Raw genomic sequence first — 22,476 nt, forward strand, 5'->3', positions numbered from 1 at the left:
CCTGATTCGCTGAAGTATGCACTTCTAAAAAACAACAAGTATGAAGATGTGTAAAAGCTAAAAAGGCGCCTGGAAAGTCCTAGGTGCATTTTTAGCTTTTACAACGAGCTCTCTATCAATGTACTAAAAGCTATTTACCATGCTGTTATGCAAGGTACGCGGCGACCAATAGCCGCTGGCGATGATCCGGCGGATGGTATAAAGCGGATCTTGCTGATCGCGCTTTTCGGCGAGGACAAAAGCCCCTACAAAACCGCGCTTTTTCAACTCCGGAATGGCTTCTGGGTTCCAAAGGCCGAATGGGTATGCGAAGTATTTGATGTCCTTGCCCGTGATTTCTTCGAGCGTTTTGGTGGGCTTGTCGATCTGCGTCACCCAATCCTGGCCTTGGTATTTCTTCACGTTGTGGTGATCCCAAGTGTGCGAACCGATTACGTTGCCTTCGTCGGAAAGCTGTTTTACCTGTGCCTTGCTCATGTAATTGGGGCGGCCCAGCGAAACGGTCATCACAAAATATACGCCTTTGAAGCCGTATTTCTCCAGCGTTGGGCGCGCGATCGTGAACTGATCCAGGTCGGTGTCGTCGAAGGTGAGCATTACTGGCTTGCTGGGCAGCGGTGCGCCGGTAGCCAAGTAAGCATACAACTGATCGGGCAGGATGGTGTGATAGCCGCTGTCGGCCAGCATCTTAATCTGCTCGCGGAAGTTGGCTACCGGCACGATGTAATCCTTCGCGCCTTTGGAGTCGCGCGGACGCCAGTCCCGGATCTGGTGGTAGCACAAAATCGGTACTTGGTCGCGGCCCAAAATGGTTTCGGCGCTGGCAATTTTGCCGGCCGGAATGCTGCTCGGGTCGGGGGCCGACGCGGATGCCGGAGCCGCAGTGGTAGCCGATGAATCTTTGGCAGACTCAACGGCGGATTTGCTCATCGTTGCGGAAGCCGTAGCGGATTTGGTTTCGCAGGAAGAGATGGAAAAAGTTGCGGCCAGGGCGGCAGCGAGGAACGCACTACGGGTTATTACCATGTGAACGGCGCTGCAAAGCGAGCGCAAGAGAATCTTTGAAAAGAAAAAGAGGTGATGAAAAGCCGCAACGACTGACTTTGTACCTTCGCGTTGACCTTACGGGTTACAAATCAACAGCTTCTTTTCCGCATGGACAAACTCCGAGGCACGGGCGTTGCGCTCGTTACGCCCTTTACTCCCGCCCCCGACCACGCCGTAGATTATGCGGCTTTGCGGCGCTTGCTCGATTTCACGATTGAAGGCGGCGTCGAATACCTCGTCATCAACGGCACCACGGCCGAATCGCCCACCGTTACCCCCGACGAAAAAAACGAAATCCTGCGGGTGGTGAAAGAGCACGTAGCAGGCCGTGTACCGCTCGTGTACGGCATCGGCGGCAACGACACGGCCGGCGTCGAAGCCACTTTTCGCTCAACTGACCTCACCGGCATCACTGCGATTTTGTCGGCCAGCCCGGCTTATAACAAGCCTTCACAAGCCGGTATCATTCAGCACTATCTGCGGCTGGCCGACAGCAGCGCGTTGCCGATCATCCTCTACAACGTACCCGGCCGGACCAGCTCCAACATGACCGCCGAAACCACCCTCCGGCTGGCGCAACACCACAACATCATCGGCATCAAGGAAGCCAGCGGCAACATGGAGCAATGCATGACCATTGCGGCACGTCGCCCGGCGGGTTTCTTGCTCATCAGCGGCGACGACTTGCTCACTACTTCCTTGGTTTCTTTTGGGGCCGAGGGCGTGATTTCGGTGTTGGGCAATGCTTTTCCGAAGCGCATGAGCGACATGACGCGCTTGGCCCTCGACGGTCAGTATGCCGAGGCCAGCAAGCTGCTCTACGAATTCCTCCCTCTGAACCCGCTGATGTACGAGGAAAGCAACCCCGTGGGCGTGAAAGCAGCCTTAGAAGCCTTGGGCTTATGCTCGGCAGCAGCGCGGTTGCCGTTATTGGAAGCGTCGGCAAGCCTCAAAGATCGCATTCAGAAGTTGCTGTAAGACAATAAATTACCATAACAGAAAAGCCCTGCCGGTTGTCCGACAGGGCTTTTTTATGTCTGATGATCAAATTGGCTACCAGCCGCTGGCGAGCACATCGGCGACGTGCATGGTTTTGATAGGCTTTTTCTCGCGGCGAATGTAGGCGTCGAGGTGCATGAGGCAGCTCGTGTCGGTGCTCACGACGTAGTCGGCGCCGGTGGCCAGCGCATTTTCCACTTTCTGCTCGGCCATGGCGACAGAAATCGCTTCAAATTTGACGGCAAACGTGCCGCCGAACCCGCAGCAGGTTTCGCTTTCGCTCATTTCCACGCGTTCGAGGCCTTGCACTGCATCCAGCAAGAGCCGCGGCGCTTCCTTGATGCCGCACTCGCGCAGGGCCGAGCACGAATCGTGGTAGGTGTATTTGCCCGGCAGCTGCGCCCCCGCGATCTGTTTCACGCCCAACACATCCACCAGAAACTCCGTCATTTCGAAAATGCGGCGCTGCAAGCCGTGGTAACGCGCTTGGTCGGCGGTGCCGTCGAACAGCTCGGCGTAGGCGTTGCGCACCATGCCCACGCACGACCCCGACGGGCTCACGATGTAGCGGTCGGGTTGGTTGGGGAAATCGTCTAAAAACTTACAGGCTACCTGGTGGCTTTCCTGCTTATACCCAGCATTATAGGCTGGCTGGCCGCAGCAAGTCTGGTTGGCGTTGTAATGCACTTCGCACCCCACTGACTCCAACACTTTCACCATGTTCATGGCCGTTTGCGGAAACAATTGATCGACGAAGCAAGGAATAAATAAATCGACAGCGGGCATGAGAATCGGTTGGGAGTAGCCGGTGAGCAAGCTCAGAGGGAAGTGAAATCAAGCTAAAAATCCACCGAGATGAATTTTTCAATATATCTATAAGTAATTGATAATCAATTACTTATAGATAACTAGTTAAAAACAGATTGGGCGTAAGACTGGGCGGCGGCGAAAGCCTCCAGGTCTAGCCCCAAATCTACGTGATGGCTGCTGAAAAAAGCCACCATATTTTCGGTGGGCATGTTGCCGGTCAGCTGGTCGGCGGCCATGGGGCAGCCACCGATGCCGCCAATGGCCCCGTCGAAACGGCGACAACCGGCCAGATACGCGGCTTCGACCTTTTCTTGCCACGTAGTCGGGATCGTGTGCAAATGAGCCCCGAATTCGATGGTCGGAAACTCGGGAATGAGTTGGCTGAACAATGGCGCGATCGTGTCCGGCGACGAAACGCCAACGGTATCGGATAAGGCCACAACGCGCACGCCCATGTCGGCGAGGTTTTGCGTAAACTCAGCAACCGTTTCGGGGCCCCACGGATCGCCGTAAGGATTGCCAAAGCCCATGGAAAGGTAGGTAACGAGCGTTTTATCGTTTTTTTCGCAGAGGTCCTGCATGTGCGCCAGCTCGGTAAGCGCCTCCGCAATCGTCTTGTTGGTGTTACGCAGCTGGAACGTCTCGGAAACCGATAGTGGGAAGCCCAAATAGCTGATTTCAGGGAAAGAAGCGGCCGTTTCAGCACCGCGCAGGTTGGCCACAATGGCCAGCAGTTTGGTGCGGGTAGTGCTCAGGTCTAGGCCGGCCAGCACTTCGGCCGTATCGCGAAGCTGCGGAATGGCTTTGGGCGACACGAAGCTGCCGAAATCGAGGGTATCGAAGCCGACTTGCAGCAATTGGTTCAGGTAAGCGGTTTTGGTAGCCGTCGGGATAAACTCGGGTAAGCCCTGCATGGCATCGCGGGGGCATTCGATGAGTTTCATAAAAAAAGGTGCGTGGAAGTGGAGGGCGTATCGGACAAAAGTAAAAGATAGGGCGAAAACCGGAGTGCTCCTCACTTATAGCTCGACAGGCTGCATACGAAGGTTGCGGCGGGCAATCTGAAACTTCGGCAAGTTGACAACGAACTCCGTGCTTTCGTCAAAGGTTATAACGCCATATAAAGCGCTTGATTCTATTTTCTTCGAATGATTTCTGGTTTTCGTTCCTACGCCTCGGGGCTACTCCTGCTACTTCTTCTCACGGCTTGCGGCAAGCAACAAACGCTGCAAGGCATCTTTCAAAAAGTGACGCCGCACGAGGCCTACGCCCGCCGCCTGCGGCAAACGGGCCTCGACCAAACGGCCCTGGGCCACGACTGGCTCGCGGCCGCTGACCGCGCGTTGCGTGACTCGCTGGTGGTTACGCTTCCCTTTCAGGAAACCGGGTATTTCCGCGCCGATCGGGCCACGGCTGCCTCCTATCGCTATGCCGTGCGCGAGGGCGAAACTGTGCGCATCACGCTGGCGCTGGGTGCTGGCACCGATGCCCGCGTGTTTCTGGATGCCTTTGAGCTACGCCCCGACCGTCCGGCGCCGAAGCCTCTGGCTTCGGCCGACACTACGGCCCTGTCATTCAATTATGTAGTGGAGGACGACCAGCAGCATTTGCTACGGGTTCAGCCCGAATTGTTGCGCTCGGGGCGCTACACCCTCCGCATTCAGCGCGAGCCTTCCTTGGGTTTTCCGGTGCGAGGCAAAAGCGACGTTGCGGTGGGTAGCTTCTGGGGCGCCGACCGCGACCGGGGCGCTCGTCGCCACGAAGGCATCGACATATTTGCCAAGCGCGGCACCCCCGCCGTAGCTGCCGCACCGGGCCTGATCACGCGCGTGGATGTGACGCCGCTGGGCGGCAACGTGGTGTGGCTGGCTGATACCCAACACGGGCAACACCTTTACTACGCCCACCTCGATAAGCAGCTTGTGCAGCCCGGCCAAATGGTACGCATCGGCGACACGCTGGGGCTAGTCGGCAACACGGGCAATGCCCGCACCACTATGCCTCACCTGCACTTTGGCATTTACCGCGGCGGGCGCGGCGCCGTCGATCCGTTTCCGTTTGTACGCCACGCCGATGCCACGCCACCGGCACCACGCACCAACCCCGAGCGTCTGGGCCAGTGGGTGCGCGTGCGCGACAAAAGCGCCGAGCTTCGTCGGACCCCTTCTCCTCGAACTGGCACCGTAACGGCGCTGGCCCGCAATACGCCCCTGATGGTAGTAGGCAGCCAAACCGACTGGTACCGCGTGCAGCGCCCCGACGGCACGATGGGCTACGTATTGGCGAAATCGGTGGTCGCGGCTGCCGACCCATTGCGCCGCGAATCGCTGGCTGCTGCTACGGATTTGTACAGCCAGCCTTCCGCCGACGCAGCCTCACTGGATACGCTGCCGGCCCAGACGCGGGTGGCCGTGCTGGGCGAGTTTCGCGGGTTTCGGCTGGTGCAAAGTCCTAGAGGAGAGATAGGTTGGCTGCTTGCCAAGCCCGCCCCGCATTCGTAGCAAACTTTGTGCATTCTTCACCCGCCGTTCATATGGCTGGCGTTAGTTTGCAGTGGTGATTGGAGTAAACGCGGCATGACTTCTTGCAAAAGAAGTTGTGTCGCGTTTTTCTGTTTGGGCATGTGTACCTCGCGGAAATGAAAATCAACAGGAAAGGCCTTGCTTACGCAAGGCCTTTCCTGTTGATTGAGTAAACATATTTTTTATAAGTATTTGATAATCAAATACTTATAAAACAGCGCTTTATTCCGCGATCACAACGGCTTTCTGAAGCTTTTTGGCGTAGGCAATCCGACGTTCCCGGCCGTTGTTGCTGATGTAATCGAACCCCACGGCTTTGGAATCTTCTTTTACCGAGGCCCAGGCCTGCGGGTCAATTTCGGCGGGTTGGGCAGCCGAGCGGGCCACGGCGGGTTGGACAAAGCGGTCTTCCTTGAAGAAGCTATTCATCGCTTTCAGAATGGCCAACTCTTTGTCGCGTACCGTGGTAGCGGGGGCATCCCCCAAGTCGGAGTCGCTCATCAGGGCAGTGGCCGGAATTACTTCGTTGCGGAGCGTGTCGCCTTTGCTGCTCAGAATCAGGAAGCGCGCCTGGGCCGTCGCGATTTTCGGCCCTTGCAGCAACAGCACGAAGTTGTCCTTGGCTTTGGTATTGGAAAAATAATGCGTCGTCCGGACGGCGTTGAGCACGCTGCGGCTGTTGAGGCGGCTGCGTTGCGCTTCCGGCGTGGGCGTAAACACCTGCGGACTCTTGGCAGTGCCCATTTCGCGCTCGGTATTGATACAGGAAGTGGTTTGCAACAAGGTTGCGAAAGAAGCAAGGAGGAGAAGTTTCTTCATTATCGGGCAATCGTCCATTAGTACTTGTGGGCAAGATGGTAAACTCGTCAGCCCATCGGGAGGGTTCGCTCAGGCAGCTAATTTTGTACCAAAGCTCGAATTCGGGGCTTTTTACCGGAAAATAAGTCGCAAGGTTATAGTCTGATGCTAAAAAATGAATGCGAAATTCCGAGCTACAATCTGCCCTTGCAGTACCCGGCGCAAGCTTAAGGCTTGAGATTTGAATTCCAACGATTTTTTACAGCCAGCCCAGCTCTATGCCTACTGTCCAGCGGGGCAACTCCGGGTATGCGGGGCGGGCGGCGCGGGTAAAAGTATCGGAGAGGCGATATCGCCCCACCAGCGCGTATCGCCCCGAACCCAGCCGGGCACCTACGCCATACGTCCACCGCCGCACGTAGCTGAGGCCGCGCTCGCTTACTACCGTACGCTTGGCGCCGGCAGCCCCGGCCCGATCTTCGTAGTGATGCACGGAACTTGCTACCCAGCCGCCCCACCCCGTGAGGTCGAGGTAGCGCCCGATGGCGTTACCCCGCCGCCCGTAGTTGAGTCGCACAAAGGCTTCGCTTTGCAACTGAGGCAAGGCCACGTATTCGCGGTAATGCGTTTGGGCATCGGGCAATACCTTCTGGCTGTTCTGCTTGAGGTGATAGCTCAGGCGGGCATAGCGCAAATCCAGCCCGACAGAAGCAGCCTGGCTCAGCCGAAACTTGTTGCGCAGGCCCAGAAACAACTCACCCGACTTGCCATACTCCAACGCGGCTCCCGCCCTGGCCGGAGCCCCAACCACGGCCGCATAACCCAGATAAAAGTGGTTGTAATACGTCCGGTTAGGGCCGAAGGAGCTCCGAATGGTGTCTTCGGCTACGTTGGCGCGCAAGAGCACTCGCTGGGCCCGGGCCGCGGGCGTAAGCCCCAACACCAGCGCCGCCCCGATAAGGAGAACAGTCGAAGCCTTCATTGCACAGAGTAGCTTTGGGTGAAGCCGCGGTAATGCACGCGCACCGTATCGCCTGGCCGCAAACGGCTGAGCGGCAGCCGCAACACAGCTCGCTGCGTGACTTCCAGCACTTCGTAGGTGCGCAATACGCCGTAGCGGTCGGCAATGTGCCAGTACAGGTAGTCGGGGTGCGTCGGAGGCTGCGGCGCCGCTTCCCCGGCGGCTTCGCCATGCTTGGGCTCGCCCGACAAAGGTGGCTTCAGCTCCTCGCGCCCTACGCGGGGCACCGAAGGCGTTTTGGGGGCCAAGGTCGTTACGCGCACCACCGAATCGGCGTAAAGCGGCAACGTACGCGCCGACACGTAAGCAGCTGTAGGTCTGATGATTACCGAAAGCACTGAATCTTCCCGCACCAAGTCGAACGCGGCCTCTGTTCTGGGCTTTCGCTCTTGGAGCAAAGCCGATGCCCGCGGCAAACCATAGCCGTGCGCGTAGTCAAAATACGGATACAAGTCGGCTGATTCCTGAATCTTGGCAAATAGCTGCATCACCGTCAGTTGCCGGTTTTGCTGCCAGGCGCAGGCAGCAAAGCCCACAACCAACGGACTAGCAAACGAGGTACCCTGTGTGCGCACATACCCGCCGGGCGCGGCGGCCAGCACCGTTCCGAATGCCGTGACGTTGGGCTTAACCTGGCGGTCGGCGCTGGGCCCGTAACTGCTGAAGTCGACGTGCAGGAACGTATCGGGGTCGAGGCCCCCGACAGCCAGTACCGAGTCGCCGTCGGCAGGCGTGCCCACGGTGTGCCAGTCTTCGTTATCGCCGTCGTTGCCGGCGGCATTCACTACCAAGATGCCTTTGCGCACGGCTAGCTCCGCCGCGCGGGCCACCAAGCTGGTGTAGCCGTTCATCTGCTCAGGAAAATACCGACGATTCGTGTAGCCCAAAGATGAATTAATGATGTCGGCGCCGTTGCGATCGGCCCATTCGGCGGCAGCCAACCAGGCTTCTTCCTCGGCATAGATCTCCCGGTGGAGCCGCTCAGTGCGAGCCAACAGGAATTCCGCCTTGGGTGCTAGTCCCAAAGGGGTACCATCGGGCAGCAAACCGGCAATGCACGAGAGCACTTCCGTGCCATGCGTGCCGCCCGTGAATACGGAGTTCCGGCGCTTCACAAAATCATAGGTGGCCACAATGCGCCTGTCGCGCACCAGATGTTCAAATGCCGGATGGCGGTCAGCCCCGTTGAAGCCCACGTCGAAAATGGCAATGCGTAGGCCGCGTCCATCGAGGGTAGCTGTCTGAAAATCAGCGGCTCCCAGGCTGGCCGTTTGGCGACGAGCCAGTTGTCGGTCTTCCGCACTAATTGCCTCGTTGCCGAGGTCAGGCAAGCCAGTCCGGGCAGCCGGTGACAAGGAGGCGTCGGGCTGCCGCGTCACGGCGCGTACGCCCGGCAAATGCCGCAGTCTCGTCGCCTGCAGGGGGGTTGCCCAACAGGAAATTGCATTAAACCAACGGCTTACGAAAATCACCGAATCGACCCCAGCCTGTACGCGACTCACGTAATCGGGGCGCACCGGAAAATCACTGCTGTCGGCGGCGGGCAGGTGCTGCCGCAGTCGCCGGGCCTGAGCCTGGGATGAAAAGTAGGTAGCGGGATCAAACCGAACGTCCCGCTTGTCGCGCAACTGCACCCAATAACGGGCCGTTTGCGGCATCGGTTCGGCCGCGGCCTGCGAAGTAATACCCAGGCATACAGCGCTCGCAATCGATGCGAACAGCTGCCAATGCCGGACCCGGAACGAAATACGTAAGCGAGGAAAGAAAAACAACACGGGAAACACAGCCAATATGCGGCGGAAGGTACGACGGCCGTCGCAGATGTATAGCAATTCTCGCAAGCCCACGCTAAGTTGCCGCACCTTTGGTGGTTGTCAACGCTGGGCTTCTTGGTGGTGCGCCCTCGGCAACTCGGCAGGAAGCTCGTCCGTTTGAAGGCCCAATCCCCAACCCTTTCTCCCTTTCCTTATGAATCTGAACCTCCCTCGTACCGCGCTGCTGACTTTGTTAAGCGCAGGTATCCTGACCGGCACTCCGTCGTGCGTATCGCAGAAGAAATACATGGCCCTGCAAACTCAGCGCGACGAGCTGACCAAATCCAGAGATCAATTGCAGGCCGAAAAAGCGGCGCTGGAGCAAGAGAAAGCCCAAAGCGAAGAACAGTTGCGCAACAACCTGCTCAGCAAGAATCAGCAGGTAAACCAACTCAATGCCAACCTTGGCTCGACGCAGGAACAATTGAAAGAGCGCGAAGCCCGACTCGCCGAAATGCAGCGCGTGCTCGAACAGAAAGATCAGGCAGTGAAGAACTTACGCCAAAAAGTAGCAGACGCGCTACTCGGTTTCAATGCCAACGACTTGCAGGTAAATCTCAAAAACGGCAAAGTATACGTGTCGTTGTCGGAGCAGCTGCTGTTCAAATCAGGCTCTACCAAAGTTGATCCCAAAGGCCAAGAAGCACTCAAGAAACTGGCCACGGCCCTCAAAGGAAACCAAGACGTGAACGTACTGGTGGAAGGCCACACCGATAACGTGCCCATCGCCCGCGGCACCGCCGGTATGCGCGACAACTGGGATCTGAGTGTGCTGCGCGCCACCGAAATCACGCGCATCCTGACGACGGCAGGCTTGCCAGCCAGCCAGGTAACTCCTTCTGGCAGAGCACAATACTTGCCTGTCGCTACCAACGATACGCCCGCCAACAAAGCCCTGAACCGCCGCACCGAAATCATCCTGACGCCCAAGCTCGACGAGCTATTCCAGATTCTGGAGCAGAACTAGCGCAGGATTTACCAAGAGAAATGGTGAGGAAAACAGCCATCGAGCATGGGCTTTGCGGTTCTTGGCTACCTTACAGCTTCTCTCCCCTGTAGTTCCTGCAATGCCTCCGTTGATTTCCTTGGGTGCTGTACTGTTGCTGCTCGGCTTGGGCATGACTTACAGCCTACAAACCGGCAAGCTCACGCGCGCTGGAGCCGGCACTGGTGGGGCACTCGGGCTATTGATTTTCCTAGGCACCGGTTATACGGGCCTGGGGCTGCTGATTTTGTTTTTCCTGCTGGGCTCAGGCGCGACGGTCTGGCAACGCGCAACCAAGCAACGCTGGGGAGTAGCGGAAGCGCACCACGGCCGGCGCACCGCGGCCCAGGTAGTGGCCAACGCCGGGGTGGCTGGCGCTGCGGCCTTGGCGAGTTGGGTGTTGCCCGCCCATGCCCCACTCTGCCAGCTTCTTTTGGCCGGTAGCCTGGCGGCAGCCACCGCCGACACGCTCTCCTCGGAGCTGGGCACCGTCTACGGCCGCCGGTTTTATAACATCCTGACCTTGCGCCCCGATACGCGTGGCCGCGATGGCGTAGTCAGCGCCGAAGGCACGCTGTTGGGGTTAACAGGCAGCATCCTCCTAGCGGGTGTGGCCACCTTGGGCTTTGGCTGGCCCCAAGCATACAGCTTCTGGGTAGTGGCGCTGGCCGGCACGGTGGGCAACCTAGCCGATTCGGTGTTGGGAGCTACGCTCGAGCGGCGTGGCATACTTTCCAACGACACGGTCAACCTGCTCAATACTCTTACTGGCGCCGTCACGGCTGCAGTCGGATATGCGCTACTGGGGCTCCCGTAGGTTCTGAAACAATGGATGGTCCGCGAGGCATTTCCTGCCGGCGAAGCTAAAACCGGTAGCGCGCGGACCGCCCAGCACTATTCCCTTGATTGGCAACAGGTTAGCCAAGTCGCTTCTTGCCGATAGCCGAAGTAATATCCTCTGGCCATGGACATAGCACTAGGGTTAAGCGAATTTACCAACTCGTTTTCAGCCAGCCTTCCTACTATCTGCTTCTATTGCTGATGCACCGCCTACGTGCGGAGCCACCAAACCAGACCTGCTCCCAGCATCAGGAAAATAAACAACAGCACCAACGCAGTGCGTACGGTGCCCCACTTGAGACTATACTCAACCCTTCTTCGCTCGTACCTCATACACAATACTATACAGCGGAATTTCCGAAAAGGTTTGCGGGCCGTTCCTGCTAGTGCCGGGGCCTTTTTTCTTCTATTTTTCGCGCAGCCGCCGCCGCTCCATCAACACAAACAAAACCAGTGCGAGCGCAAATAGAAGGAAGGTTTTCAGCCGCACATCTGCGAGTGAACCTATTTCAACAAACGTATAAAAGAACCTTTTCACCGAGTTCGAGTCAACATACCGAGAACATAAGGTAACTCATAAAATCCAAACAAGCCCACATAACTTATTGAATTTAAATTGCTTATACATTCACAACCCGCATTAGGCGGTGTGGGCCCTCTGCTTTTCCGCCGCCACGTTGAACAGGGCTGCGAAGCCCTACTGCCAGTAAAGTTCGGCGCGCTTACCCTCCAAGACTTACTACACAACGCGAATACCCGGCCACCGAAGCAGTAGTGTGAGCAAGCATGGAACTAGGCAAGTATGAACAGTTGTACATATGAACAAATGACCATACATTTGCAGCAGAATATGACACCTCCCATCCCCGCTTCTATCGACCTGAACCTTTCCATTGAAAAGATGGAAAAGGTGGCCTTCATTCTCAAAACGACGGCCCACCCCACTCGCATTGGTATCGTGCAACTGCTGGCCGCGCAGGAAAGCATGTCGGTCAACGACATCAGCGAAAAGCTAGGGGTGGAACAAAGCCTGGCCTCGCACCACCTCTCGGGCATGAAGCTCAAAGGCATCCTGAGCAGCCACCGCGACGGCAAAAACGTGTTTTATTCGCTGAAAATGCGCGAAGTGATCGATGTGATCCAGTGCTTGGCCGCCTGCACATTTCTGTAAGAAGCAAGGCTTTTTTAGCGCAATACATGAACACCCATTCATAATTTCATACGTTCTTCCACCCCGCATGCTTCATTATTTCGGCTACTTCGCCGCCATTTTTATTGGCCTCTCCCTGGGCATCATGGGCGGCGGCGGCTCCATCCTGACGGTGCCGGTGCTGGTGTACTTAATGGGCGTGAGCCCGGTGCTGAGCACGGCTTACTCCTTGTTTGTGGTGGGCTCCACGGCGGCGGTGGGGGCTTCGGGCTACTTCCGCAAAGGAATGGTGTCGGTGAAAACGGCCGTGGTGTTTTTGCTGCCTTCGTTAGCGGCCGTGTTTTTGGTACGCAAAGTCTTGCTGCCCGCCATCCCGCACGAATTGTTCACGGTGGGCAAGGTGGTGTTTACCAAAGACTTGCTGGTGCTGGTGGCCTTCGCCGTGCTGATGGTGGTGGCGGCCACCTCCATGATTCGCAGCCAGCAGGCCGAGACGATACTTGATGAAGAGTTGCACCACAAGCACGCCTTCAATTACTTTCTCATTTTGGGCATCGGTCTGGTGGTGGGTCTGCTCACGGGCTTTGTAGGTGCGGGCGGCGGCTTTCTGATTATTCCGGCCCTGGTGCTGGGCGCGCGGCTGCCCATGAAGCTGGCCGTGGGCACGTCGCTGGCCATTATTGCCTTCAACTCCCTGATCGGCTTTACGGGCGATTTGAGCGCGGGCACGCCCATCGCCTGGGCATTTCTGCTGGGTTTTCTGGCTTTCGCCCTGGGCGGCATTGTGCTGGGCACTTACCTGGCCCGCTTTATTCCGGGGGCCAAGCTCAAGCCGGCTTTTGGCTGGTTTACGCTGGCTATGGGGACTTTCATCTTGCTACGGGAGCTAGTTTTTATTCATAAGTAACTATCTGATTACAAGGCACTTATACGAACAAAACTCTTTACTTTGGAAGTTTCCATGAAAATCGAACAGTTTGAAGACAAGGGCCTGGCGCATTTTTCCTACGCCATCCTGAGCGAATGCGCCCGCGAAATTGTGCTCATCGACCCGGCCCGCGACCCGCAGCCCTACTATGACTTTGCCCAGGCAAACGACGCGAAGATTATCAGCGTGATCGAAACGCACCCGCATGCCGACTTTGTGAGCAGCCACCTGGAAATTGCCCGGCAGACCGGCGCCACCATCCGCGTGAGCAAGCTACTCGGAGCCGACTACGCCCACGAACCGTTTGACGAGGGCGATTCGTTCGCTATTGGCAAACTCACCTTCCGTGCCCTAAATACCCCCGGCCACTCACCCGACTCGATTAGCATTGTGCTCAGCCGCGAGGGACAGGACGTGGCCGTGTTTACGGGCGATACCCTGTTTATTGGCGATGTAGGCCGCCCTGACCTGCGCGAGAAAGCCGGCAACCTGACGGCCAAGCGCGAGGAACTCGCCCGCCAGATGTACCACTCCCTGCGCGAGAAGCTCATGCCGCTGGCCGATGAGGTGTTGGTGTATCCAGCCCACGGCGCGGGCAGCCTCTGCGGCAAGGCTCTGAGCGGGGCCAACAGCAGTACCATCGGGGCTGAAAAAGCCGGCAACTACGCATTGCGCCCACTGAATAAGGAGGATTTCGTGCAGGAGCTGCTGGCCGATCAGCCTTTCATTCCTAAGTACTTCGGCTACGACGTGGCCCTCAACAAAGCCGGCGCCCCGGCCTACGCTCCGAGCGTGCAGCAGGTGGAGCGCCCGGCATCTGGCGCTCCCCTAGAGCCCGGTGTCCTGGTGGTGGACACCCGCCCCGAAGCCGAGTTCAAGCAGGGGCACGCGGCCGGCGCGCTTAACATTCAGCAAGGCGGCAAATTTGAAACCTGGCTGGGCTCCATCGTGGGGCCCGAAGAGTCGTTTTATTTGGTAGCGGCTGACGAAAAGAATCTGGAAAACCTGATTCGGAAAACGGCCAAAATCGGCTACGAGGCCCTGATTAAAGGCGCGCTGGTGGGCTCGCCTTCGGCCGAAGCCACGCTGCCGCCCCTTGACGTGAACGCCTTCCGTAGGCACCCGGAAAACTATACCGTTGTCGACATCCGCAATGCCGCGGAAGCCAAAGCGGAGCCTTTATTTGAAGGCGCGCTGAACATCCCCGTGCCCGAACTGCGCGAGCGAGCCGGAGAGATTCCGGCCGGTAAGCCGGTGGTGGTCCATTGTGCCGGCGGCTACCGCTCCGCCGCCGGTGCTAGCATCGTGGCCCCGGTTCTGCCTGCCACGTGGGTGTTCGACTTAGGCGAAGCGGTGAAGTCCTTCCAGCCGACTGCGGTCATCCACTAAAGGTCTCATTCACTGAGATTTATAAAACGCCATCAGCATACCATGTTTGACTTTTTGAAATCATCTTCGAATTACCAGAACCTGACACCCGCTCAGTTTGCCGAAGGACTACGTGAACCCGGCGCAATGCTGCTTGACGTGCGCCGCCCCGATGAGTTTGCCGCGGGCCATCTGCCGGGTGCCCTCAACCTCGACGTGACGGCCCCGGATTTTGCGCAACGCGTGGCCGCCCTCGACAAAACCCAGCCGACCTATGTGTACTGCCGCAGCGGCGCCCGCTCTGCCAGCGCTGCGGGCCAGCTTGGCTCGGCGGGCTTTGCGCACGTGCGCAATCTGCTCGGGGGCGTGCTCGACTGGCCCGAACCGCTGGTGCGCTAGCCTTTCCCTATTTCCTGCCCGAATTTCTATTGCATGCTTGACTTACTTCGCCAGCCGTGGCCTTGGTACGTGGCTGGCCCCCTGATCGGGCTGACTGTGCCCGCGCTGCTACTCGTTGGCAACAAAGCGTTGGGTATCAGCAGCTCACTGCGCCACATGTGCGCGGCCTGCGTACCGGCCAACATTCCTTTTCTGACTTACAACTGGCGCGCCGAAAGCTGGAACCTGTGGTTTGTGCTCGGCATTGCCCTTGGCGGCTTTGTGGGCTACCGCGTGCTGGGGCACCCCAACGTAGTGGCCATTTCGCCCGACACCGTCCGCGACCTGCAAGCGCAAATGCACCTGACCGATTTTTCGGGCCTGCTGCCCAAGGAGCTGTTTGCGATTGAGAACCTTGCCAACTGGAAAGGTTGGGTATTTCTGGTGCTAGGCGGCTTTTTGGTTGGTTTTGGCACGCGCTACGCCGGGGGCTGCACCTCGGGCCACGCCATTTCGGGCCTATCAAATTTGCAGTGGGTATCGCTGGTGGCTGTAGTTGGTTTCTTCGCGGGTGGTCTGCTGATGACGTGGGTCATTTATCCGCTGTTATTTTAATTCGGGCAGCGCCATGAAAAACAGCAAGTACTTGATACTGGGTACGTTATTCGGCATCATCCTGACCAAGAGCGAAGTGATCAGCTGGTTCCGGATTCAGGAGATGTTTCGATTTCAGAGCTTCCACATGTATGGCATAATCGGCTCGGCCATCGTGGTAGGGCTGCTCTCCATTCAGCTCATCAAACGCAACCGGCTCAAAACCATCCACGGCGAGCCCATCACCCTCACCGATAAAAAATTCACCCACGGCACCTGGATCGGGGGCCTTATCTTCGGGCTAGGCTGGGCCCTGACGGGCGCCTGCCCCGGCCCGCTGTTTGCCCAACTCGGCAGCGGTGTGACCTCGGCCGCCGTGCTAATTGTAGCTGCCTTGGCCGGCACCTGGACCTACAGCGCCCTGCGCGACAAACTGCCCCTGTAGCGCCCGACGACAGAGAACACATCATGCAGCAATCCGGGAATTAGCGACCCACCTATAAATACTTTATAGTCAATCGCTTATGTAATGCTAGGGCATTTTGTTTAAGCCCTCCCACTTTACTTTCCAGCTTTTCGGGATGCCGGGGTTAGCTTCTTTGCAGCCGTCGTAGCCGGCGCACATGAGCGCAACGGCGGTCAGCAATCCGCCGTTGCCGGGCAGGTAGATGGGCAGCCGGCCTTCTTGGTAGTTGTGGCCGCTGGGCAGATAAGTGTTGGTGCGCACTTTCATTAGCAGGGCATCAACGGCTTTGTCGGGCAGGCCGAGGCGGGTGGCGGTCATGGCGGTCATGGGGAAGTCCCAGCCCCAGGTTTTGTCCCAGCTCCAATCTTTCCAGATCAGGTCGAAGGTGCGGCGCATGGTGGCGGCGTCCTGCTGGCCGGTGGCGGGCATCATGCCCAGCGCCGCCAGCACCGACGGATGATCGGTTTTGAACTCGGGGTTGGTGTACGAATCCGGAGCGCTCTCGGCGGCCAGGTACACGCCGTCGGCTTGGGGCAGCTTGGCGAGCTTTTGCAGCACGGCCTCCCACTTGGCATTGCGCGCAAGTCCTTGGCGCACACGCCATTGCTGAGCCGTATTCAGGGCCCAATTCCAATATACCAGCTCAAACGTCGGGTTGAAGGTTTCTTCGGGCTTGAAGCGTTCCTGGGCCGGAATTACGCCTTTGCCAAGTATGTAGCGGTCTTTGCCTTGCTCGAAAAACGGGAACGACGCCATAAAGTCGGCCGTAGCTGACACGCGGTCTTGGTACAGCTTCAGCGTGGCCGCGTCGGGGTGCGCACGGTAGCATTCTTCGGCCATATAAATAAAGTGCGGCTCCTGCCAGATCAGAAATGCCCCCACCGACGACGGCCCCTCCTGCCCCCACGGATCGGTCATTTTCTGCCACCGCAGGCCCTCGTAGCCCTGGCGCTGCGCAATGCCGCGCGCCACAGCCTGCACGTCGGGGCGGGCGTACCACGTCAGGGTTTTTTCGAGCAGCGCGGAGCGGCCCCACAGCGCAAAATGCGCCGAATGCCACCAAATCATCTCCATGTGCGGCCGCCCATACCAGCTGTTGAACACTAGCCCGGTTTCCTGCGGCGGTACGGAGCCAGCCCCCTGAAGCTTGGTCAGGTACTGCGACAGCACGATGCGGCGCTCCAACTCCGTGGCACGCGGGTCGGTGGTACCGCCAAAATCCACGGCCCCGCCGCTTTTCCAGAAGGCCTGCCACTGCTGCTGGCTGTTTTGGCGGGTGGCCGCAAATGCCGGAGCCGCCGCAGAGCGCGGGCGGGGCGAAAAACGGCAGCTGACCTCCAGCACCTGCTCGGTTTTGCCTGGCGTCAGGACGAACTCGTGGGCCCGGCCTGCCGCCAGCGTGGCGGTCTGTTGCCAGTTCAGGGCGGCGTAATATTTGGTGGTGTCGAGTTGGTGCAACACCAAGGCAGTGCCTTTCTGCTGCGCCGCAATGGCCGATTTGTGCTGGTCGCTGTGGGCGTAGTTGGTGCCCATATCGGCCCAGGCGGCGGTCGGAAACGGGAAACGCAGTGCCACTTTCAGCCGCCCGGTTTTCAGCAGCGCCGATTCGATGCGCACGGCCACCGCGTCCTGCTGCTGATGCCCCACGGTCACGACCTCGACAGGCACATTTTCCACCGTGAAGTGACTTTTGATTTCGCCGGTCCACGGGTTGAGTTCCTGCTGGATATTGCGAATATCCTTGATCCCGGCCGCCTGCCCGTTCTTTTTCAGAATAACGAACCCCAGGTTGCCCAGTTGCAACCGGTGCGGATTGGCCCGAAAATACTCCACCGCTTCTTGGTCACCCGGCGTTTTCACCTGCACCGAATAGCTGACTTTGCGGCCGTTCAGGGGGTAGTCGCGCAAGCTTTGGTCAAACTTGTAGCCCTTCGTGTTCGGAAACGAATGCCAGCCCCACTCCGACTCCGTACCCAGCGGCACGCCCTTCTCATAATATGCCGGAAAGGTCTGCAAACCAGTTACATCCACAGTAAAAGCGAACGCCCCATTGCCCACCGACAGCGAAGACAGCGTATCCGTGGAGGTCAGCACGACTTTATGCCGCTCCACCAGCGCTTTGCGGTCGATGGGCGTGGATTGAGCAGCCAGCGAAAAGCTACCGAAGGTGAGCAGTAGCGGCGAAAGCACTTTCGTAAAGTATTGCATTACAATAACTTATCGTTACATCTATTCCTGTAGCAGAACGACTGGCTGGCAAGGGTATTCCCTACTTCACGCGAAGGGTCGTGACGTTGCCGGTTTGTTTATCGACGTCGAAGGCGGCGGCATTGGGCATGCGCTTCGCCCAATCGGTGCGGGGCACGAGTACCTGCCAATGCGTGTCTACGTCCACGACCCGCGCTGAATCGAGCTGAAAAAGGGCGACGTTGGGCTCCTTTTGCAGGTAGCGCGCAACGGCGGCGCGGGCTTCGGCTTCGGTAGGAGCACCAGCCGAAACGGCTGCAGGCGCAGAAGGCGGAGTGGATTGAGCAGACTGGTCGGCCGCGGAGGGCGTTTGCTGGCAGTTCCCCAATCCGAAAATGGTCCCGAGTGCCAACAGCAAGGCGAAAGATTTCATCATGCGGGCAAAGTACGAAAGGCCAGCCAAGCGGAACAGCGACCAGCTCTAACATTCGTGCCCAATGCTTAGTAGTGCCCGTAATTTTTTCTAACCGTCGCAACGAAAAACGATAGCTTTAGAAGCAGAAATCGCACAGCCGGCACAGGCAGGCGGCGTAATCTTTCCTCGTTCCTTTTGATAGAAATTCTACTTCATGTCTACGTTTTCCGCCGCCCGCATCTCCGACCTTCGCAAAAGCAAAGGCTTATCGCAGGAACTGTTGGCCGAAGAATCGGGCGTGAGCCTGCGCACCATCCAGCGCGTGGAGCAGGGCCACACCATTCCGCGCGGCCACACGGTACAGGCGCTGGCCGCCGCCCTCGACGTGCCGCTCGAAGCGTTGCAGGCCGCGCCCGAACCCGCGGCCGTGCCGGCGCCGGCCCTGCGCTCCGACCCTGAATTTTTGCAATTGCTTAACCTGAGCGCCCTGAGCTTTCTGGTCGTGCCGCTGCTCAACTTGGTGGTGCCGCTGCTGCTGTGGCGGGCCCGTCGCCACGACACAGCGCACGTCGCCGACCTGGGCCGGCGCGTGCTCGGCTTCCAGATTTTGTGGCAAGCCGGGAGCTTCTTTGCCTTCCTGCTGGCAGTGGTAGGGCAGCTGGTGGCAGCCCGGTATTTTAAGGTAGTTGTGCCGGGGCTTTTTGTGGGCGTGATGGTGGTCACGTATGCGCTTAACGCGCTTACCATTGGGTACTACGCCCTGCAATTGCGCCGGGGCCGCATCGACGTATATCGCATCCGACTATAGATAATTCATTGACACACAAATACTTATCCATAATGGCGGCAAAATGTCGGTAATATGGCGCACGGGCGAGGCAGTTGGGGCTCCTACTTTTGACGCAATCCTTCACCCCCCCGGCTAGCGCCCTATGAAACTCCTTTTCAAAGTCCTGATTTCCCTGTTGCTGCTGCTCGTTGCGGGTGGCATTGGTGGCTATTTTTACTTCCGCAACCAGTTTGAGCCGGCCCCCAACCAGCTCGTAGTAACGGGGCTCCCCGCCACGTGTGACTTCGTCTGGCTGGCCGATACGAAAGCCCAACCTGCCCTGCCCCACGCCGCGTTGCTCGTGCCTGTACGCATCACCGGGTGCCCGCGCACCTGCTACTTTCAGTTCGATACCGGGGCGCCTTCGTCGGTGCTTTACGCTAATCCGCTGGCGGCGCTGCGGGCCCGCTACCCAGCTACGCAGCAAGCCCTGCTGCCCCAGGCCGACACGCTGCACAACTTCGGCTTTGCATTGGGCGAGGCCCAAGTGCAGGCCCGCCGGCTGCGCGTGCTGCGCTACGGCGCTCAGGAATTACCAGCCGATAGTACCGCCCCCATAATCATTGGTACGCTGGGAGCCGACGTGCTGGACGGCCGGGCGCTGGTGCTCGATTACGGCCGCCAACAATTCCGCCTCCTTCCGCAAGTGCCCGATAGCCTGGTGCGCCGCGCCGCGTTTGTGCCCCTTGCGTACAAGAGTCGTCGGCTCCTGCTGGAAGCCGGGTTGCAAGGCAAAACGGAGCAGTTGCTCTTCGACTCCGGCAGCAGTGCTTTTGCCCTCCTGACCAGCAAAACGATCTGGCAGGCGCTGGCGAAACCCGCCGCCACCGAACGCACCGATGCCGTCAATTCGTGGGGCAAAACCCTGACGAACCACACCATCTCAACGGCGGCGGCTTTGCAGCTGGGCAATACGGCCGTACCGTTGCGCACCGTCACCTATGTTGAAGGCATGAGCCTGTGGCAGAGCACCTTAATGCGCTTCTCGGGCATGGGCGGCATGCTCGGCAATGAGGTCTTCCGCGACCACACCGTTATTGTGGATGTCCGGGGCGCTCGATTTGGCATTATCCCGCAGCCCGATACCGCAACGCCAATCTCCGGCGGGTTATAATGTTATAATATAGATAGAACAAGGACCGGAAAGGTGCGCTAATCTACACCTTTCCGGTCCTTGTTAATCATTTGACAATTAACGAGTTACCTCAACCGGAGGGTGAAAGGTCAGAACCGGCGCTGCGGTTTCTACCGCTACGGCTTCGGCCACGCTGCCTTGCAGAAAATGCCGCAGGCCCGTGTGGCCGTGGCTCAGCATCACAACCAGGTCGGGATGGGCTTGCTCGACGTAGCGCGGAATGCCGGCGCGCACTTTTGGAGCATTGTACACATCGGGTTGATATGCAGCTAGTTGGTGGCGCTGGGCAAAGGCTTTGATGCGCTCGAGGGCGGCATCGGCCTGTTCGGCGCTCGTCACCACGTCGAGCAGATGCAGCTCGGCTTCGGGAAACGCCGTGCACACTTGCCGCAGGCTGGGCACAGCCAAATCGGCTTCGGCGGCGAAATCGGAAGCGAAAACAATCGAGTGCACGTCGAAATTGGGCGCCGGGTGTTTCACCGTCAGCACCGGGCAAGGCGAAAGCCGCACTAGGCGCTCGGCGTGCGAGTCGGGCGTGAATAAGTGCGTTACGGCGTGGTGCTCCTGCGCCCCTACCACCACCAAATCAATCTGGTGCTCCTGAATCACCTCCAGAATCGAGTCGTCGATGTGACCGGTAGCAATGCGATCCTGCACCTGCACCTCCGGAAACTTGCGGGCTACTTCATACATCAGCTCGTGCATGCGCCGCTTGGTTTGTTGCAGCAGCTGCACCATGTACACACCATGCCGCGACGAGCCCCCCACTACCCCGCCGGTCGTGATCATGCCGGAAGCCGCGGGGGCATCCACCACGTGGAGCAGGGTGATGTGGCCGCCGGTGCGGTGGGCCAACTGCGTAGCTACTTCAAACGCGTTGTGCGCTTCGGGCGAAAAATCGGTAGGAACAAGGATGTTTTGCATGGCTGGGGCTGGTGTAAAGTAAGCCGTACCCAGGCGGCCTGCCTCGGTAACGCCGGCAGGATAATTTACGAAAATATTGTTGTAAAACCGTGTTTATATTACTTGTACTGCTGCGACGTTCTCTCACAGATGCGCGGCTACTAGCGGCTGGGGTGCAAAGGCCTCGGATTTGAAAGCAAACTCGCTGATTACGAAAGCATTTGCGTAAAGAAAGTCAGCCCTTTCCAAGCAAAGCTGCCCGAGAATGAGCATTTTTACTAAGTGGCGCCGCACCGGTGCTAAGTAGTTGACGCTCTATGAAAAACAGCCCCAGCTCACCCGACAAAACCCCACTCGAAAGCCTCGAGCTTTGGGAAGACGACCTGCTGAACCGCTACCCCGACCCGGACGCGATTGCACAAGGCCGCGCTAAGGAGGCGTACCGCAATTACGCGGAGCCCGCCCGCGATTCGGTACGGGAGTTTTACCGCCTCAACCACCTGCACCAGACCTACGACTTTGTGCAGGCCAAGCGCCAGGAGTTTCTGGGCTTCGACAAGCGCGAAATGCCGGTGTGGGATGCGTTTCAGTTCCTGAACCAGCTCGTGGACGACTCGGACCCCGACACCGACCTCGACCAGTTTCAGCACTTGCTGCAAACTGCGGAAGCGATTCGGCAGGACGGGCATCCCGACTGGTTTGTGCTGGTGGGGCTGCTGCACGATATGGGCAAGGTGCTGTGCCTGTTTGGCGAAGCGCAGTGGGCCGTGGTGGGCGACACGTTTCCAGTGGGCTGCGCTTTCTCCGATAAAATCGTGTATGCGGAATTCTTCCAACACAACCCCGACGCGCACGACCCGCGCTACAACACGCAACTTGGTGTGTATGAGCGACATTACGGACTGCGCAACGTGCACATGTCGTGGGGCCACGACGAATACGTGTACCATATGGTGAAGGACTACCTGCCCGAGCCGGCCCTGTACATGCTGCGCTACCACTCCTTTTACCCGCAGCACCGCGAAAACGCCTACGCGCACCTACTCGACGCCCACGACCGCGCAATGTTCAAGTGGGTCGATCTGTTTAACCCCTACGACCTCTACTCGAAAAGCCCCACACCGCCCAACTGGTCTGAGCTTCGACCGTATTATGAGGAGTTGGTTGCCAAGTATTTGCCGCCCACGCTGAAGTTCTAAAAGAGCAGATTAAAGCTTTAAAGCCATATAAATAACTAATTGATAATCAATTAGTTATTTATATGGCTTTTTTTTTATAAATGCGGGT

General features: G+C 58.3%; 22 protein-coding genes. 13 read left to right on the top strand and 9 right to left on the bottom strand.

Annotated features, from left to right (window positions below; translation table 11 throughout):
• Nucleotides 1–123: 123 nt before the first annotated feature.
• The gene (locus tag H9I52_RS10430) at nt 124–1,026 is read right to left on the bottom strand and encodes a polysaccharide deacetylase family protein (protein ID WP_187453790.1); all 903 of its coding nucleotides are present in this window, start codon (nt 1,024–1,026) and stop codon (nt 124–126) included.
• A gap of 129 nt (nt 1,027–1,155) precedes the next feature.
• Between H9I52_RS10430 and dapA the strand changes: the two genes are divergently transcribed.
• Nucleotides 1,156–2,025: a 4-hydroxy-tetrahydrodipicolinate synthase gene (dapA, locus tag H9I52_RS10435; protein WP_187453791.1), complete on the top strand. Its 870-nt coding sequence runs from the start codon at nt 1,156–1,158 to the stop codon at nt 2,023–2,025.
• Nucleotides 2,026–2,100: 75 nt separating this feature from the next.
• Here dapA and H9I52_RS10440 read toward each other — a convergent pair whose 3' ends face one another.
• A complete protein-coding gene (locus H9I52_RS10440) occupies nt 2,101–2,832 on the bottom strand; it encodes a (Fe-S)-binding protein (protein WP_187453792.1) in 732 nt (243 codons plus the stop codon).
• Between the two features lie 122 nt (nt 2,833–2,954).
• Nucleotides 2,955–3,800 carry a hydroxymethylglutaryl-CoA lyase gene (locus H9I52_RS10445; protein ID WP_187453793.1) on the bottom strand — a complete coding sequence of 282 codons (846 nt, stop codon included), beginning with the start codon at nt 3,798–3,800 and terminating at the stop codon, nt 2,955–2,957.
• Nucleotides 3,801–4,004: 204 nt separating this feature from the next.
• Between H9I52_RS10445 and H9I52_RS10450 the strand changes: the two genes are divergently transcribed.
• Nucleotides 4,005–5,357 (top strand): M23 family metallopeptidase, encoded by a 1,353-nt coding sequence (locus H9I52_RS10450; RefSeq protein ID WP_187453794.1) that lies wholly within the window; start codon nt 4,005–4,007, stop codon nt 5,355–5,357.
• 243 nt (nt 5,358–5,600) lie between these two features.
• On the opposite strand, the gene H9I52_RS10455 is transcribed toward H9I52_RS10450, so the two are convergent.
• From H9I52_RS10455 to H9I52_RS10465, 3 genes are all read right to left on the bottom strand, one after another.
• Nucleotides 5,601–6,197, bottom strand: a complete 597-nt coding sequence (locus tag H9I52_RS10455; RefSeq protein ID WP_139517362.1) for a hypothetical protein — start codon at nt 6,195–6,197, stop codon at nt 5,601–5,603.
• Nucleotides 6,198–6,435: 238 nt separating this feature from the next.
• Entirely contained in the window at nt 6,436–7,158 is a 723-nt protein-coding gene (locus H9I52_RS10460; RefSeq protein WP_187453795.1) for a hypothetical protein, read from the bottom strand.
• The gene (locus H9I52_RS10465; protein ID WP_187453796.1) at nt 7,155–9,038 is read right to left on the bottom strand and encodes a S8 family serine peptidase; all 1,884 of its coding nucleotides are present in this window, start codon (nt 9,036–9,038) and stop codon (nt 7,155–7,157) included. Before H9I52_RS10465 ends, H9I52_RS10460 begins: the two co-directional genes overlap by 4 nt.
• A 127-nt stretch (nt 9,039–9,165) precedes the next feature.
• Between H9I52_RS10465 and H9I52_RS10470 the strand changes: the two genes are divergently transcribed.
• The 8 genes from H9I52_RS10470 (at nt 9,166) to H9I52_RS10505 (ending at nt 15,699) form a co-directional block, all read left to right on the top strand.
• Entirely contained in the window at nt 9,166–9,978 is an 813-nt protein-coding gene (locus H9I52_RS10470) for an OmpA family protein (protein ID WP_187453797.1), read from the top strand.
• 100 nt (nt 9,979–10,078) lie between these two features.
• A complete protein-coding gene (locus tag H9I52_RS10475; protein ID WP_187453798.1) occupies nt 10,079–10,813 on the top strand; it encodes a DUF92 domain-containing protein in 735 nt (244 codons plus the stop codon).
• A gap of 873 nt (nt 10,814–11,686) precedes the next feature.
• The gene (locus H9I52_RS10480; RefSeq protein WP_262386003.1) at nt 11,687–12,007 is read left to right on the top strand and encodes an ArsR/SmtB family transcription factor; all 321 of its coding nucleotides are present in this window, start codon (nt 11,687–11,689) and stop codon (nt 12,005–12,007) included.
• 67 nt (nt 12,008–12,074) lie between these two features.
• Nucleotides 12,075–12,893 (top strand): sulfite exporter TauE/SafE family protein, encoded by an 819-nt coding sequence (locus H9I52_RS10485; protein ID WP_187453799.1) that lies wholly within the window; start codon nt 12,075–12,077, stop codon nt 12,891–12,893.
• A 54-nt stretch (nt 12,894–12,947) separates the two neighbouring features.
• The gene (locus tag H9I52_RS10490; RefSeq protein WP_187453800.1) at nt 12,948–14,303 is read left to right on the top strand and encodes an MBL fold metallo-hydrolase; all 1,356 of its coding nucleotides are present in this window, start codon (nt 12,948–12,950) and stop codon (nt 14,301–14,303) included.
• Between the two features lie 42 nt (nt 14,304–14,345).
• Entirely contained in the window at nt 14,346–14,681 is a 336-nt protein-coding gene (locus H9I52_RS10495) for a rhodanese-like domain-containing protein (protein ID WP_222940450.1), read from the top strand.
• Between the two features lie 33 nt (nt 14,682–14,714).
• Nucleotides 14,715–15,275: a YeeE/YedE family protein gene (locus tag H9I52_RS10500; protein ID WP_187453802.1), complete on the top strand. Its 561-nt coding sequence runs from the start codon at nt 14,715–14,717 to the stop codon at nt 15,273–15,275.
• Between the two features lie 13 nt (nt 15,276–15,288).
• Nucleotides 15,289–15,699, top strand: coding sequence for a DUF6691 family protein (locus tag H9I52_RS10505; RefSeq protein WP_187453803.1), 411 nt, complete (start codon nt 15,289–15,291; stop codon nt 15,697–15,699).
• Between the two features lie 87 nt (nt 15,700–15,786).
• Here the strand turns inward: H9I52_RS10505 and H9I52_RS10510 are convergent, their stop codons facing one another.
• Nucleotides 15,787–17,928 carry a hypothetical protein gene (locus H9I52_RS10510; RefSeq protein WP_187453804.1) on the bottom strand — a complete coding sequence of 714 codons (2,142 nt, stop codon included), beginning with the start codon at nt 17,926–17,928 and terminating at the stop codon, nt 15,787–15,789.
• Nucleotides 17,929–17,989: 61 nt separating this feature from the next.
• Entirely contained in the window at nt 17,990–18,343 is a 354-nt protein-coding gene (locus H9I52_RS10515; RefSeq protein WP_187453805.1) for a hypothetical protein, read from the bottom strand.
• Between the two features lie 193 nt (nt 18,344–18,536).
• Between H9I52_RS10515 and H9I52_RS10520 the strand changes: the two genes are divergently transcribed.
• Together H9I52_RS10520 and H9I52_RS10525 are read left to right on the top strand one after the other, a co-directional pair.
• Nucleotides 18,537–19,130: a helix-turn-helix domain-containing protein gene (locus H9I52_RS10520; RefSeq protein ID WP_187453806.1), complete on the top strand. Its 594-nt coding sequence runs from the start codon at nt 18,537–18,539 to the stop codon at nt 19,128–19,130.
• Between the two features lie 124 nt (nt 19,131–19,254).
• Nucleotides 19,255–20,265 (top strand): hypothetical protein, encoded by a 1,011-nt coding sequence (locus H9I52_RS10525; protein WP_187453807.1) that lies wholly within the window; start codon nt 19,255–19,257, stop codon nt 20,263–20,265.
• A gap of 78 nt (nt 20,266–20,343) precedes the next feature.
• Here H9I52_RS10525 and H9I52_RS10530 read toward each other — a convergent pair whose 3' ends face one another.
• Nucleotides 20,344–21,210 (bottom strand): universal stress protein, encoded by an 867-nt coding sequence (locus H9I52_RS10530; protein WP_187453808.1) that lies wholly within the window; start codon nt 21,208–21,210, stop codon nt 20,344–20,346.
• Between the two features lie 296 nt (nt 21,211–21,506).
• Here H9I52_RS10530 and H9I52_RS10535 point away from each other — a divergent pair, with 296 nt between their 5' ends.
• Nucleotides 21,507–22,388 (top strand): inositol oxygenase family protein, encoded by an 882-nt coding sequence (locus tag H9I52_RS10535; protein WP_187453809.1) that lies wholly within the window; start codon nt 21,507–21,509, stop codon nt 22,386–22,388.
• Nucleotides 22,389–22,476 lie beyond the last annotated feature (88 nt).

This window comes from Hymenobacter sp. BT491, assembly GCF_014349165.1.
GTDB classification, from domain to species: Bacteria; Bacteroidota; Bacteroidia; order Cytophagales; family Hymenobacteraceae; genus Hymenobacter; species Hymenobacter jejuensis.

Excerpts from the sequence above, each read along its gene's own strand:
- H9I52_RS10480 (WP_262386003.1), top strand. The coding sequence starts at position 11,687 with ATGACACCTCCCATCCCCGCTTCTATCGACCTGAACCTTTCCATTGAA.
- H9I52_RS10535 (WP_187453809.1), top strand. The coding sequence starts at position 21,507 with ATGAAAAACAGCCCCAGCTCACCCGACAAAACCCCACTCGAAAGCCTC.
- H9I52_RS10445 (WP_187453793.1), bottom strand. The coding sequence starts at position 3,800 with ATGAAACTCATCGAATGCCCCCGCGATGCCATGCAGGGCTTACCCGAG.
- H9I52_RS10430 (WP_187453790.1), bottom strand. The coding sequence starts at position 1,026 with ATGGTAATAACCCGTAGTGCGTTCCTCGCTGCCGCCCTGGCCGCAACT.
- H9I52_RS10490 (WP_187453800.1), top strand. The coding sequence starts at position 12,948 with ATGAAAATCGAACAGTTTGAAGACAAGGGCCTGGCGCATTTTTCCTAC.
- H9I52_RS10485 (WP_187453799.1), top strand. The coding sequence starts at position 12,075 with ATGCTTCATTATTTCGGCTACTTCGCCGCCATTTTTATTGGCCTCTCC.
- H9I52_RS10470 (WP_187453797.1), top strand. The coding sequence starts at position 9,166 with ATGAATCTGAACCTCCCTCGTACCGCGCTGCTGACTTTGTTAAGCGCA.
- H9I52_RS10475 (WP_187453798.1), top strand. The coding sequence starts at position 10,079 with ATGCCTCCGTTGATTTCCTTGGGTGCTGTACTGTTGCTGCTCGGCTTG.
- H9I52_RS10500 (WP_187453802.1), top strand. The coding sequence starts at position 14,715 with ATGCTTGACTTACTTCGCCAGCCGTGGCCTTGGTACGTGGCTGGCCCC.
- H9I52_RS10515 (WP_187453805.1), bottom strand. The coding sequence starts at position 18,343 with ATGATGAAATCTTTCGCCTTGCTGTTGGCACTCGGGACCATTTTCGGA.
- H9I52_RS10455 (WP_139517362.1), bottom strand. The coding sequence starts at position 6,197 with ATGAAGAAACTTCTCCTCCTTGCTTCTTTCGCAACCTTGTTGCAAACC.
- H9I52_RS10495 (WP_222940450.1), top strand. The coding sequence starts at position 14,346 with ATGTTTGACTTTTTGAAATCATCTTCGAATTACCAGAACCTGACACCC.
- H9I52_RS10450 (WP_187453794.1), top strand. The coding sequence starts at position 4,005 with ATGATTTCTGGTTTTCGTTCCTACGCCTCGGGGCTACTCCTGCTACTT.
- dapA (WP_187453791.1), top strand. The coding sequence starts at position 1,156 with ATGGACAAACTCCGAGGCACGGGCGTTGCGCTCGTTACGCCCTTTACT.
- H9I52_RS10520 (WP_187453806.1), top strand. The coding sequence starts at position 18,537 with ATGTCTACGTTTTCCGCCGCCCGCATCTCCGACCTTCGCAAAAGCAAA.
- H9I52_RS10525 (WP_187453807.1), top strand. The coding sequence starts at position 19,255 with ATGAAACTCCTTTTCAAAGTCCTGATTTCCCTGTTGCTGCTGCTCGTT.
- H9I52_RS10510 (WP_187453804.1), bottom strand. The coding sequence starts at position 17,928 with ATGCAATACTTTACGAAAGTGCTTTCGCCGCTACTGCTCACCTTCGGT.
- H9I52_RS10530 (WP_187453808.1), bottom strand. The coding sequence starts at position 21,210 with ATGCAAAACATCCTTGTTCCTACCGATTTTTCGCCCGAAGCGCACAAC.
- H9I52_RS10505 (WP_187453803.1), top strand. The coding sequence starts at position 15,289 with ATGAAAAACAGCAAGTACTTGATACTGGGTACGTTATTCGGCATCATC.
- H9I52_RS10460 (WP_187453795.1), bottom strand. The coding sequence starts at position 7,158 with ATGAAGGCTTCGACTGTTCTCCTTATCGGGGCGGCGCTGGTGTTGGGG.
- H9I52_RS10440 (WP_187453792.1), bottom strand. The coding sequence starts at position 2,832 with ATGCCCGCTGTCGATTTATTTATTCCTTGCTTCGTCGATCAATTGTTT.